Source organism: Candidatus Sulfotelmatobacter sp., from assembly GCA_035498555.1.
Classification (GTDB): domain Bacteria; phylum Eisenbacteria; class RBG-16-71-46; order RBG-16-71-46; family RBG-16-71-46; genus DATKAB01.
The window spans coordinates 1-13,296 of sequence record DATKAB010000130.1; the positions used below are offsets into that span (position 1 = coordinate 1).

11 protein-coding genes are annotated in these 13,296 nt (G+C 68.5%); 6 read left to right on the plus strand and 5 right to left on the minus strand.

Translation table 11 applies throughout. The features are described 5' to 3' along the window. The 5 genes from VMJ70_11130 to VMJ70_11150 form a co-directional block, all read left to right on the plus strand. Window positions 1-1,614 (plus strand): acetate--CoA ligase family protein (locus VMJ70_11130; protein ID HTO91671.1); only part of this gene is annotated, 1,614 nt, incomplete at its 5' end. After that, the gene (locus tag VMJ70_11135) at window positions 1,611-3,140 is read left to right on the plus strand and encodes a PAS domain S-box protein (GenBank protein ID HTO91672.1); all 1,530 of its coding nucleotides are present in this window, start codon (window positions 1,611-1,613) and stop codon (window positions 3,138-3,140) included. The genes VMJ70_11130 and VMJ70_11135, both read left to right, overlap by 4 nt. Next, on the plus strand, window positions 3,137-4,285 hold the full coding sequence (locus VMJ70_11140; GenBank protein HTO91673.1) for an ATP-binding protein: 1,149 nt from the start codon (window positions 3,137-3,139) through the stop codon (window positions 4,283-4,285). Before VMJ70_11135 ends, VMJ70_11140 begins: the two co-directional genes overlap by 4 nt. After that, a complete protein-coding gene (locus VMJ70_11145; GenBank protein HTO91674.1) occupies window positions 4,282-5,721 on the plus strand; it encodes a sigma-54 dependent transcriptional regulator in 1,440 nt (479 codons plus the stop codon). The genes VMJ70_11140 and VMJ70_11145 overlap by 4 nt, the downstream gene beginning before the upstream one ends. 278 nt (window positions 5,722-5,999) lie before the next feature. Next, window positions 6,000-6,380 (plus strand): hypothetical protein, encoded by a 381-nt coding sequence (locus VMJ70_11150; protein ID HTO91675.1) that lies wholly within the window; start codon window positions 6,000-6,002, stop codon window positions 6,378-6,380. A 5-nt stretch (window positions 6,381-6,385) separates the two neighbouring features. Here VMJ70_11150 and VMJ70_11155 read toward each other — a convergent pair whose 3' ends face one another. The 5 genes from VMJ70_11155 to mgtA all read right to left on the minus strand — a co-directional run bounded on the left by VMJ70_11155 (window position 6,386) and on the right by mgtA (window position 12,425). After that, on the minus strand, window positions 6,386-6,943 hold the full coding sequence (locus VMJ70_11155) for an SRPBCC family protein (protein HTO91676.1): 558 nt from the start codon (window positions 6,941-6,943) through the stop codon (window positions 6,386-6,388). A 100-nt stretch (window positions 6,944-7,043) separates the two neighbouring features. Then, on the minus strand, window positions 7,044-8,366 hold the full coding sequence (locus VMJ70_11160) for a hypothetical protein (protein HTO91677.1): 1,323 nt from the start codon (window positions 8,364-8,366) through the stop codon (window positions 7,044-7,046). A gap of 85 nt (window positions 8,367-8,451) precedes the next feature. Further along, window positions 8,452-9,141 carry a YceI family protein gene (locus tag VMJ70_11165; GenBank protein HTO91678.1) on the minus strand — a complete coding sequence of 230 codons (690 nt, stop codon included), beginning with the start codon at window positions 9,139-9,141 and terminating at the stop codon, window positions 8,452-8,454. Beyond that, window positions 9,138-9,605, minus strand: a complete 468-nt coding sequence (locus tag VMJ70_11170; GenBank protein HTO91679.1) for a universal stress protein — start codon at window positions 9,603-9,605, stop codon at window positions 9,138-9,140. Before VMJ70_11170 ends, VMJ70_11165 begins: the two co-directional genes overlap by 4 nt. Before the next feature lie 198 nt (window positions 9,606-9,803). Beyond that, window positions 9,804-12,425: a magnesium-translocating P-type ATPase gene (mgtA, locus tag VMJ70_11175; protein HTO91680.1), complete on the minus strand. Its 2,622-nt coding sequence runs from the start codon at window positions 12,423-12,425 to the stop codon at window positions 9,804-9,806. Between the two features lie 15 nt (window positions 12,426-12,440). On the opposite strand from mgtA, the gene VMJ70_11180 reads away from it, so the two are divergent. Then, entirely contained in the window at window positions 12,441-13,280 is an 840-nt protein-coding gene (locus tag VMJ70_11180) for a DUF6544 family protein (GenBank protein HTO91681.1), read from the plus strand. Window positions 13,281-13,296 lie beyond the last annotated feature (16 nt).

A 13,296-nucleotide genomic window follows, 5' to 3' on the forward strand; every position in this document is an offset into this window, starting at 1 on the left:
GCGAGCGTCGGCAACAAAGCCGAGGTCTCGGGCAACGATTTGCTCGAGTTCTGGGAGCGGGATCCCGGCACCCGCATCATCCTGCTCTACCTCGAGTCGTTCGGGCACCCGGGTCGCTTCCTCGAGATCGCGCGGCGCGTCGGTCGCGCCAAGCCGATCGTCGCCGTGAAGAGCGGACGGACCCGGGCCGGCATTCGCGCCGCTTCCTCGCATACCGGATCTCTGGCTGGCGCCGATACCGCGGTCAGCGCGCTGTGCGCGCAGGCGGGCGTGGTGCGAACCGACACCATGGAAGAGCTGTTCGACGTCGCCATGCTGCTCGCCAACCAGCCGGTGCCGCACGGAATTCGGGTCGGCATCGTGACCAACGCCGGCGGGCCCGGGATCATGGCCTCCGACGCCTGCGAGTCGCACGGGCTCGAAGTGGTCACGCTCGAGGACTCGACCGTGGCCGCGCTTCGCGCCTTCCTGCCGGTCGAGGCCAGCACCCGGAATCCGGTCGACATGATCGCTTCGGCCACGCCGCAGTCGTTCGAGAAGGCGGTGCGGCTGGTCGCGAACGACCCCAATGTCGATGCGTTGCTGGTGTTGTACGTGCCGCCGATCGTGACACGCCCGCTGGACGTGGCCCAGGCGATCGTGCGCGGCAACGAGGCCGCCAAGGCCGACGCCCGGGCGCGCGGCGCCGCGCCCAAGCCGGTGCTGTCGTGCTTCATGGGCTCGCACGGCGTTCCCGAGGGGCTCCGCTCGCTGCAGGAGGGCCACATTCCGTCCTACGCGTTCCCCGAGTCCGCTGCCATCGCGCTGGCGCGCGCCGTGCGCTACGGGAAATGGCGGGACACTCCGGAGGGCGTGGTTCGTCGGTTCGACGACTTCGACCATGCCGCGCTGGGCCGCCTGATCCGCGGCCCCCTCCCATCGGCCGGCGGGGGCGCGGTGCGCTGGCTCGATCCCGACTCGGTCCGCACCCTGCTCGCCGCCTGCCGGATCGCGACGCCGGAGCAGGCCTCGGCCGCGACCGCCGGCGAGGCGGCCGCCGCCGCCGAGCGCATCGGTTTCCCGGTCGCCCTGAAGCTCGCCTCGCCCACCATCACCCACAAGTCGGACGTCGGCGGCGTGGTGCTCGACGTGCGCGATGTCGCCGAAGCGCGCGCCGCCTTCGAGGCGATCGCGGGACGGCTGCGTGCCGCGGGCCGGCTCGCCGACATGGCGGGGGTCACCATTCAGCCCATGATCCGCGAGGGCCTCGAATGCATCGTCGGCATGACGCGCGATCCGTCGTTCGGACCCCTGCTGATGTTCGGACTCGGCGGCGTCCAGGTCGAACTGCTCAAGGACGTGATGTTCCGCGTGCATCCGCTCACCGATCGGGACGCGACCGAAATGGTGAGCGGCATCAAGGGAGCGCCGCTGTTCGCGGGCTACCGCGGCGGTCCCCCGGCCGACCGGCCGGCGATCGAAGAGATCCTCCTGCGACTTTCCCAGCTGGCCGGAGAATTCCCGGAGCTCGTGGAACTCGACCTCAACCCCGTTCTGGTGCGGGAGCGTGGCAGGGGCTGCATCGCCCTCGACGCCCGCATTGGTGTTCGATCGGCCGCGGAGGCAACACGATGAGCGGGTCCGCGAGTCATCGAGAGCTGCTCGAGCTGGCCTTCGACCTGTCGCCCGCCGGCATGGTGGTGGTGGACGGCAAGGGCGCGATTCTGCTGGTCAATCGCGAGATCGAGCGACTGTTCGGATACGACCGGCTCGAGCTGCTCGGCCGGCCGATCGAGACCCTGATCCCCTCGCGCTTCCGGCCGCCCCACGCCGGCTATCGCGAACACTACGCCCAGGATCCGGCGAGGCGACCGATGGGCGCGGGGCGGGACCTGCACGGACTGCGCAAGGATGGCACCGAAGTGCCGGTCGAGATCGGCCTCAACCCGATCCAGACCGAGCAGGGCCTGCTGGTGCTCGGCACGGTGGTGGACATCAGCGCGCGCCGTGCCTTCGAGAATCGGCTCCGCCAGTCGCAGAAGATGGAGGCCATCGGAACCCTTGCCGGCGGGATCGCGCACGACTTCAACAATCTGCTGCACGGGATCCTCGGCCACGCCGAGCTGATCCAGCGCCGCACATCCGGGGACGACGAGCGCCGCGCCGACGTCCAGCAGATCCTCAAGATCGCCGACCGCGGCCGACTGCTGGTGGATCGGATCCTCGCGTTCAGCCGCGCGCGCGAAGCGACGCGAGCCCCGGTGCGGCTCGGCCCGCCGGTTCATGAAGCGCTCGAGCTGCTGCGCGCCTCGCTGCCGCGCGAGATCGAAATCCGCGAGTCGCTGTCGACCGCCACCCCGATGGTGAGCTGCGACGAAACCCAGATTCATCAGATCACGATGAACCTGTGCACCAATTCGGCGCAGGCCATGGAACGCGGCGGAACGCTGGAAGTGACGCTCGCGCCCTTCGAGGCGAGCGCCGAGTTCGCGACCGCGCATCCGCCACTCGAGGCGGGGCCTCACGCCCGCCTGAGCGTGCGCGACACCGGCGTCGGGATGGCTCGGGAGGTGATCGAGCGAGCGCTCGAACCCTTCTTCACCACCAAGCCGGCCGGGAAGGGCACGGGTCTCGGCCTGTCGGTGATCCACGGCATCGTTCAGAGTCTGGGCGGCGCCCTGGAGATCACGAGTCGCGTCGGCGACGGGACCCGCGTCGACATCTACCTGCGCGCCGAGGAACAGGCGCGCGCGGCCGCGACTTCCGCCGGCCTCGAGCCAGGCGAGCACCGGCCGCACGTGCTGGTGGTCGAGGACGAGCCCGACCTCGCCAGCATGCTCCGGCGCCAGCTCGAGGCCTTCGAGTACCGGGCGACCGTCCACACCTCGAGCGTCGAAGCGCTCGACGACTTCCGTTCGCGGCCCGACGCATTCGACCTGCTGATGACCGACAACAGCATGCCGCGCATGTCGGGGATCCAGCTGGCCGGAGAGATTCGCCGGATCCGACCCGAGCTTCCGATCCTGCTGGTCTCGGGGACGGCGGCGCTCGCCGATCCCGCCCAGCTCCAGGCGCTGGGCATCGTTCATGTCCTCGGCAAGCCGCATACCGGCCGGCAGATGAGCAATGCGCTGCAGAAGGCGCTGGGGCGCGAGCCATGATCGATTCGAGCGCGCGGCGGCCGGATCCCGCCCGAACGCTTCCCCTCCCGCCGTCGCTCGATTTGCCGGCGGTGATGGATTCGCTGAGCGACGCGATCGTGGTGGTGGATCGCGCCCGCCGCGTGGTGGCCGCGAATCGCCGCTACCTCGAAGTGTTCGGCGCCGGGCGGGAACACGTCGTCGGCCTGCTGTGCGACGACGCGGTGGCGTGCCCGGAGGCCGCCGCGGGCCAGCTCGGCCGGTGTCCGGCGTGCCGGGCCCGCGATCTTCGCACGCCGCAGCGTGAAATCCGCGTGCTGCCCGACGCCGGCGGGGGCACGCGCCGCTGGGAGATCACGTTCAATCCCATTCTCGACGCGAACGAAGTGACCACCCACGTGGTCGAGGTCTGGCGCGACATCAGCGAGCGGACCGCGCTCGAGGCGCAGCTCTCTCACAGCGAGCGACTGGCGTCGATCGGCATGCTGGCCGCAGGGGTCGGCCACGAGATCAACAATCCGCTGGCTTCGCTGATGGCGAGTGTCGAGAGCCTCGAGCGGCTGCTCAAGCGCGGGATGTCGACGGATGCCGATCGGGCCGAGGCGCTGGAAATCGTCCAGCTCGCCGAACGCGAGGTGACGCGCTGCCGCGAGACCACCGACAAGCTGGTGCTTCTCGCCCAGCCCTATTCGGTGGCGCCGATCTGGGTGGACTTCAATCGCGCCGTACTCGACACCGCCTCTTTGTTGCGGCACCAGATGAACAAGCAGGGCATCGAATGGCGTGCCGAGCTCGAAGTCGGGCTCCCCCGCGTGTGGGCGCGGGAGTCCGGCATTCGCGGCGTGTGTCTCAATCTCATGATGAACGCGGTGCAGGCGATGCCCACGGGAGGAGTGCTCCGCGTTTCCACGCGCCTCGACGGGCGTACTGCCGAGATGCGCGTCGAGGACACCGGGCCGGGCATCCCGCCCGAGCACCTTCAACGCATCTGGGATCCGTTCTTCACCACCAAACCCGCGGGCCAGGGGACCGGCCTCGGTCTGTTCGTCACGCAATCCATCGTGCACCGCAACGGCGGTACGATCCGGGTGGAGAACGTGCCTGGCCGAGGAGCCCGGTTCACACTTCGACTGCCGCTCGACTCGACGGAGGGAAACACCACATGAAACGGCAGGATTCGGATCCCGCTGAGGGGCTCGACCGCCCGGCCGAGGAGGGCGCCATGCCGCAGCCGGTGTCCCTGCTCCTGGTCGACGACGAAGAGACCTTCCGCAAGCTCACCGCCCGCGAGTTGTCGCGGTCGGGCTACCGGGTGGAGGCGGTGGGCACGATCGAGGATGCGCGCCGGCTGCTGGCCCGCGAGCAGTTCGACCTGGTGCTGCTCGACGTGCGATTGCCCGACGGCAACGGTCTCGACCTGCTTTCCGAAATCCGCGAGGCGTCTTCCACCACCGAAGTGGTGATGCTGACCGCCTACGGCACCGTGCAGGAGGCGATCCGCGCGCTGAAGCAGGGCGCGCACGATTTCCTCACCAAGCCCTGCAAGCTCGATGAGCTCGAGGTGGTGCTCGAGAAGGCGCTGCAGAAGCAGTCGCTCGAGCGCGGCAACACCGCCCTGCGCCGCGACGTGGCCCGTCTCGGCCCGGGCGAGAACTTCGTTGGAAACGCTCCCCAGATCCGCGAGCTGCTGAAGCTCCTGTCGCGAGTCGCCGAGACCGATTCCACCGTCCTGATTCGAGGCGAGAGCGGAGTGGGGAAGGAGCTGATCGCGCGCGCCGTCCACAAGCTGAGCCCGCGCGCCGAACAGCCGTTCGTGGTGGTGGACTGCGCCTCGCTGCACGAGAACCTCCTGCAGAGCGAGCTGTTCGGGCACGAAAAGGGCGCCTATACCGACGCCATCCGCCTGAAGCACGGGCTGTTCGAAGTCGCCGACCACGGCACCATCTTCCTCGACGAGATCGGCGAGATCACGCCGCCGCTCCAGGCCAAGCTCCTGCGCGTGATCGAAACCGGCATCTTCCGCCGGCTCGGCGGGACCGCCGACATCCGCGTGGACGTGCGCGTGATCGCCGCCACCAATCGCGCGCTCGAAACCATGATCAGGGAGGGACAGTTCCGCGAGGACCTCTACTACCGGCTCAACGTGTTCTCGCTGGTGGTCCCGCCGCTTCGCGAGCGGCGGGACGACATTCCGCCGCTGGTCGAGCACTTCATCCGCAACTCGCCGGTGGTGTCGAAGCGCCAGGTGCGTCCTTCGCCCGCCGCGATGGAAGTGCTGCAGCGCTATCACTGGCCGGGCAACGTCCGCGAGCTCGAGAACGTCATCGAGCGCGCGCTCATTCTGTGCGACGGCGGCGTGATCGAGCCGGAGCACCTGCCGATGGGCGTGCGGCTCGAGCCCAGCTTCAGGAGCGACGGCGACGATCGCCGCCTGACCACGCTCGAAGAGGTCGAGCGCCGGTACATTCGCCGGGTGCTCGAGGAGTGCAAGGGACACCGCCACAAGGCCGCCGCCATCCTCGGAATCAGCGAGCGAAACCTCTACCGGAAGCTGAAGGAAATCGACGCCGCCTCCGGCTCGAGCGGCGCCGGGGACGACTGAGCTCGCAGCGCCGCTCTCGGCCGCCGCGCTCTGCCAAAGCTTCAGGCGTGGCGTGACGGGCTGTCAGAGTTTCGGCGCCACGCCCGTATCCGCCCTCACGACCGTTGCGCGGGGCCGTCGCTCGCAAGGGCTTGTCGAGTCGCAGCCTGACGCACGACCGGGCACGCGGCTTGCGGAGCAGGATCGTCATGGCGAGAGCGGCTCGCCGTCCGCTCGGGCCCGGAAACGGACCCGTGGACGGCCCCGAGCGCTCTCCATTCCAGCCCCGAGAGCGGCCGATGCCCATGATCATGATCTGCGACCCGCGCCCCCGGCACGACGAAGTGGGTCGTGTCGCGGATACGCTACTCGACCGCGGCTACGGCGTCCGCTCCTTCAGCGACGGCGAGCGTTTCCTGGAGGCCGCGGTGGCGCAGCCGCCGGATCTGGTGGTGTACGCGCTCGGAGAAGAGCTGGAGTCGGACCTGGGCGTGCTCAAGCTGCTGCGACGCGCCCTTCCAGACATGCATCTGATCGTGCTTTCGGCGCAGCCGTCGTTGCGAACCCGGACCGCCGTCCAACCACTGCGACCGATCTTCTACGCGGTGGATCCGCCCGATCCCGACGAGGTCATCGAGGTCGTGCAGACGGCGCTCGAGCGTCGCGAGCGGCCGAGCTGAGCAACTCAGCGCTCGGAGCGCTCCTCTTCCCGCGACTCCTCATGGCTCGCGCGCCGCAGCATTTCGACGCGAACCTGGCTCAGGAGGTCGCGGGCCACGTCGCGTAGCATGCCCCGGCACACGGACTTCGGCATCGCCATGTGGGGCTCGGCCTGCAGCTCGTAGTTCACCCGCGTCCCGGTCGAATCGGATGTGATTCGCCACTCGCCCTGATAGTCGCGGAAGTCCTTGCCGAGCACGTCGCGAAAGGTGATGCGACTCTCGGGAGTCTCGCGGACGTCGAGCAGCACCTGGACGCGATGGTGGAAGATGAAGAAGCTGCTGATCGCGTCCTGCCGTACCAGCAGGCTGTCGGCGTCGCGGCGCTCGACGTGGCTCTCCTTCATCGAGCTCACGAACTCGTGAATGTGATCGTAGTCGGTGAGCACCTGCCAGGCGACCGTCGAGGAGGCCGCCACCCGGAAGCTGCCGGCGACGTGGCACCCGGGACCGACGCTGCCGACGGCCACCGACGGCTCATCGGCGCGGGCCGCGAAGGCCAGTGCCAGGGGGAGGATCAGCACAGGCAAGAGGCGGGCGCGATTTCTCGCGCCCGCCCTCCTGTTCCTTCCGGCTTCTTGCTCATAGCGGTCGGGGCGGATCCGCATCGTGGGTCTCGCGCTGCTAGAAGGACACTCCGGCCTCGACCATCACGCCCTTGAACTGCCCGCCGTTGTGGATATCGCTCACCGGGTAGTCCTTGTAGTCCTGCTGAACGTACTCGATCTTGGCCAGCATGTTCTGGGTCAGGAACCAGCCGCCGCCAACCTCGGTGCGGTCCACGGTCACGTCCTGCGTGAAGGCGGCGCCAGCCGGGCGACCCTTGACGATGTCGTAGCGCCCGCCGACGTAGAACTGATTCTTGAGGAACCGGTAAATGCCTTCCACCGCGTTCTGGGTGAACTTGCGGTCCGAGGTCTCGGTGGACTTGCGGCCGTTCGACTGCTCGACGTTGCCGAACAGCTCGAGACCCTGATACTTGATGAAGGGGTTGACCACCCACGCGGTGACCTTGTCGGACTGGCCGGGCTGGATGTCGCCCGACCACGCGTTGGCACTCTCGGTGGCGTTCACGTTCTCGAGCACGAAGTAGTAGCGCGACCCCGCCCGGCTACCGCTGTAGAGCGTGTTGCTCTGCGAGCTGTTGGTCGTGTAGATCGAGCCGGTGATGCGCACCCGGGCCGCCGGGTTCAGCTGCTTGTCGTAGCCGAGCTTGCCAATGAAGCTGGGCGAGCGCGCGTCGGGAGTGGTGACCAGACCGTGCACTTCGCCGCCGGTCACCGCGACCATTCCGAAGGCGTCCTTGGCGTGGACGTAGGCTTCGCCGCCGATCTCGGTGGTGAAGGCGTCCATGATGAGATTGCCGACGAACGGATTGAATATCGTCTGGCCGTTGTCACTGCGCCGGAAATGCATGTCGCCATAGTTGATCTCGAAGTGCCCCAGCCTCAGGGTCAGGTACTTCATGATGTTGTCGAGCGTCTCGTTCTCCCACGGAGAGCCGTCGATCAACAGATAGCCGTCCTTGACCCAGGTCTCGTTGTGGTGACGCGAACTGAGGTACATGGTCAACGCCATCCGAATGCCGCGACCCAGCTGCGTGTCGATGTAGAGATTGGCGTCGGCGTTGTTGAAGCCGGGCCCGATGTCGATGAGCTTGTTCAGGTTCACGCCGCCGACGACGTTCGGGGCGGCGGTGTTCTCGTGAGTGAGATCCTGGAACTGCTGGGTGAACGCGCCGCCGATCTGGAGCTGGAACCCGGTGTAGGGAACTGTCGAGGTTTTTGGCGGTTCGAACACGTTCAGCCCGCGGGCGTCATGCGGACGGAAATTGTCGATCACGATGATCTGTGGCTTGGCGCGCGGAAGCTCGGGAGGCGCCGCCGGGTTGGTGGCGGTTGAATCCCCCTCGGCCGCGAACGCAGCTCCGGCCAGCAGGAGGGCCATCCACGTCGCCAACGCCGCCACTCGCGCGAAACGGCGGGCACTGGGGCGAGCACTCAGGTCGTTCGTGTGCATGACGTTCCCCTTTCTAATTGACTCGGGTGGGAAGCGACGCGCTGCCGTCACCCTTGGGTACCAGAAGCAGCTTGTAGCGAACCACGATTCGATCGGCGACCTTGAGGGCGCCGAGCATCATCGCGGGCGGATGGATACCGAACTCGCTCATGAGCAGCGGCTCGCTGCCCTCGAGCCAGACGCCTTCGGATGCGCGGAAGGCGCGGGCCTCGAGCGTGTCCGGTCGCTGGACCCCGGCCACTTCGAGCGTGCCTTCCGCGCGGATCTGCATCGTGTCGCCGGGAACTCCCGCCGGCGAGACGACATAGTGCGTGAGGTGAAACTTGACCGACGGATACTGCTCGGCCTTCAAATCCTTCCAGAGGTTCTTGTCGAGCCCCGACTTCTCGGACTTGAGGCTGGTGACCGGAACGTCCAGATCCACCGAGCGGATGGAGCCGCCGCGGATCAGGCTCTCGAGCCCGGCGACGTCGGCGGGCGAAGTCGAGGCCGGATCGCGGGTCAGGCTGAGCGTGGAACTCGAAGTGCGGCTCTCGAAATCATGGAGCGTCGACTTGCCTTCGAGCCACAGCGAGCTGCCCGCTCCCATCGTGATCGGAACTGGCGTGGCGGTGTCGGCGGCCAGCGAGCGAATCACCGTTGCGGCCGCCAGCAACGCGGCCATCATCAGCATGGCGAGCGCGAACCTGCGTCCGGCGCTCACGACGGCACCTTCGGGTTCTTGGCGCCGTTGGCCAGCTTCACCACCAGCACGCTGCACGGCGCATGAGTCACCACGTGGCTCGCCACGCTCCCCAGCAGCAACTTGGTGAAGCCGGTGCGCCCGTGCGAACCGAGCACCACCAGGTCCACACCATGTTCGCGCACCGCGTCCACGATGGCTTCACGCGGATCGCCTTGCGCGACCAGGGCCCGGCTCTTGAAGCCGTGGTCCCGGAGCTGCCGCTCGAAACGAGCGCTGATCTCCTGGTGATGCTTCACTTCCTCTTCGTAGATTTCGGCCGGGAAGCCCATCGCCGGTGCCTCGGCGACGGCGTAGGACGCGACGATCGGGCGCGCCGCCGACAGCACGAGGAATTCGGTGCGGGCCGGCCACGTCATGCTCTTGGCCCAGTCCATCGCGGCCTGCGAGTAGGCCGAGTCGTCCACTGCGATCAGGATCTTCATGGCTTCCTCCTTCGCCCCAAAGGGGTGCGAAATCGGACAGGGCAACGCTCGTGCCATCGGCGGGCGCAGTCACGCAAGATGCGGTGTTCCCGTGAATTGAATGCGCGTTCCGGCGCAACCACCCCTCGCTCGGACCGGCGGCGCCCCTCCGGCGCTCGGCCCGCTCCCGCCACTCTGTCAGGCGCCGCTGCCAGCGTGTCACGCCGCCGATTCGGCGCGATGCGATGGCGCGGGGATGGCGGGGCGCGTCCGATAGAAGGGGATCTTGGCGAGCTCTGCCGAAACCACGTAGGCGAGTGCGATCGCGACCAGCATCCCGACCAGCGGCAACGGAAGGGGCACGAAACCCATCAGGCCGGCGAACGGCAGGTAGGGGAGCGCGAACGCCAGCGGGATCAACGCCACCGTCGCCCAGAACAGGAACGGCCCGGGGAGGCTGCGGAAGAAGGGGCGCCGCGTCCTCACCACCAGCGCCACCAGCAGCTCGGTGAGCAGCGATTCGACGAACCAGCCGGTGCGGAAGGTGGCGGGCGGGGCGTGGAAGATGCCCAGCAGTGCGCCGAACGTGACGAAGTCGAAGACCGAGCTGAGCACTCCGAACACCAGCATGAACCGCCCGATGAACAGGATGTTCCAGCGTTCCGGCTTCTCGACCATCTCGGGATCCACACGATCCTCGGCCAGCCCCAGCGCCGGCACGTCGGCGAGGAAATTGTTGAGCAGGATCTGGCTCGCCAGCAGCGGCAGGAAGGGGAGGAACAACGAAGCCAGCGCCATGCTCAGCATGTTGCCGAGATTGGCGCTGGTGGTGGTGAGGATGTACTTCATGCTGTTGGCGAAGGTGCGCCGGCCCTCCTCGATGCCCCGCCGGATCACGTCGAGATCGCGCTCGAGCAGCACGAAGTCGGCGGCCTCGCGGGCCACGTCGACCGCCTGATCCACCGACAGGCTGGTGTCGGCGGCATGCATCGCCGGCGCGTCGTTGACCCCGTCGCCGAGGAACCCGACCACGTGGCCCGAATGGCGGAGCGCGCGGATCACCCGCTCCTTCTGGGTCGGATCCACCTCGACGAACAATCGGGCCCGCTCCACTTCCCGGGGAAGCGCTTCGTCGCTGATGTCATCGAGCTCCGCTCCGCTGAGGAGTCCCCCCTCCGTGAGACCGACCTGATCCGCGACCTGCCGGGCCACCAGGCGGTTGTCGCCGGTGATGATCTTGACCGACACGCCGAGCCGGGCGAGATCGGCGAGCGCGCCGGCCACGCCGGGCTTGGGCCGGTCGCTGAAGGTCACGAATCCTTCGAAGGTGAGATCGCGCTCGTCGTCGCGCGAGTAGCTCGCGCGCTCCGGGAGATCGCGGCTGGCGATGCCCAGCACGCGGATCCCGCGCGCGCCCCATTCGTCGAAGCGCCGCTCCAGTTCGGCGCGCCGCGCGCCGTCGAGAGCCGTGCCGCCGGGGAGCGAAGAGCAGATCGCGAGCAGCGGCTCGAACGCGCCCTTGGTCACGAGTCGCACGCCTTGCGCCTCGCGAACCACCACGCTGACCCTGCGACGCACGAAGTCGAACGGGATCTCGGCGAGCTTCTGGACCGCCGGAGCCGGCTTGCAGGCCGCGACGATTGCGTCGTCGAGCGGGCTGCCGATCCCGGTCTCGAGCGCGGCGTTGCAGCCGGCGAGGTCCAGCACCGACGTCAGGGTCTCCCCGTCGGGTCCGTAACTGCCCTCCAGTCGCACCACGCCCTCGGTCAGCGTGCCGGTCTTGTCGGTGCAGAGCACGTCCATGCTCCCCAGGTTCTCGATCGCCTGGAGTCTTCGCACCAGGACGCCGGCCGTGGCCATCTGTGACGCGCCCCGCGCCAGATTGATGCTCAGGATCGCCGGCAGCAGCTCGGGCGAAAGGCCCACCGCCAGCGCCACCGAGAACAGCAGCGTCTCGATCGGCGGCCGGCCGCGCAGCACGTGGATCACGAACACCGCGAGGGTCATGACCACCATCACGCTGGTGAGGAGATACCCAAAGCGCAGGATGCCGCGATCGAACTCGGTCTCGGTCGGGCGCGTACGCAGCCGCCGCGCGATCGCGCCGTACTGGGTGCCGAGCCCCGTCGACACGACCAGGAATCGCGCCGTTCCGCTCCGGACGTTGGTGCCGAGGAACACGCAATTGCTGCGGGCCCCGAGCGGTGCGCCGGCCTCGACGACGCCCGGCTGTTTCTGGATCGGGAAGCTCTCGCCGGTGAGCGCGGCCTCGTTGACGTGGAAATCGGTGGCCTCGATCAGCACGCCGTCAGCCGGGACCAGACTGCCCGCCGACAGCAGCACCACGTCGCCGGGGACCACCTCGGCCACGGGAATCCGCACCGCGCCGCCGTCCCGGAGCGCGGTGACGAGAGTCTGCACGCGCGCCTCGAGCGCCGCCGCGGCGCGGTAAGCGCCGATCTCGCGCGCCGCGCCCAGGCTCACGGTGAGCGCCACGATCACCAGCACGATGATCGATTCGATCCAGGAACCGGTCAGCGCCGAAGCCGCCGAGGCGAACAGCAGCACCAGCAGCAGAGGGTTGGAGAACTGGCGCAGCAGCACCCCCAGCGGCGTGCGCCGGTCCCGGCGGCGCGTTTCGTTGCGCCCGTAGCGCCTGAGCCGATCGGCCGCTTCAGTCGACGACAGGCCGTTCGTGTCCGAGCCCATTTTCAGGAGGAGGTCGGCGGCCGGGGCAGACCAGTAGGGGGCCGATCCGTCCGTTCGGCGATCAGCGCGGTCGTTCGCGTTCGAGCGCGACATGGCGCAAAGGTAGTGCAATTCCTGGCCGCTGTCGTACATTCCCGACCGATGCTGATGCCGATCGTGATCGTGGTCCTGGTGCTGGTCGCGCTGCTCGGCGCCGGTGCGCTGGCCGCGCAGTGGTGGAACGCCGAGTCCAATCGCACCATGGCGCGGCTCACCAGGGCCATGCCGCGCGCCGCCGCGCGCACTCTTCAACCCGGCGACCTCGACGCGCTGCCGAGACCGGTGGCCCGCTATCTCCGCGAGCGTCTTCCGCCGAACCAGCGCCTGATCCGGCGCGCGCAGATCTGGACCCGCGGTGAATTCCTGATCCGGCCCGGCCCCTCGGGCTGGCGGAGGTTCCGCGCCAAACAGCTCTTCACCTGGCAGCCGGCGGGATACGTCTGGGACGCGCGCATTCGCATGCTGCCCGGCCTCGACATCTTCGTGCGGGATGCTCTGGTGGCCGGCGAAGGCTCGATTCGGGCCGCGGTCGCCGGGCTGGTGCCACTGGTCTCCTCGCGCGGCTCGCCGGGCCTCGCCGCCGGCGCGTCGCACCGATTCCTGGCCGAGGCGCTGTGGTTCCCGACCGCGCTGGTGCTGAACCCGATCCTGCGCTGGGTGCCCATCGATGACGACAAGGCCCGCGTCACGCTCGAGCAGGGCGCGACCACCGTGGCTCTCGAATATCGCTTCGGCCCGGACGGCCTTCCCGTCAGCGTGTTCGCCCCGGATCGCTTCCGCGAACAGGGGGGCCGGGGCGTCCCGACTCCCTGGCAGGTCCGCTTCCTGCGTCACGAAATCCGCGGCGGCATGATGATTCCGGTCTCGGCAGTGGTCGAATGGCTGCTGCCGAGCGGTCCGCTCGCCTACTGGCGCGGCACGGTCGGCGAGGTGCGTTACGAATTCTGAGCGCGGAGTCGTCACC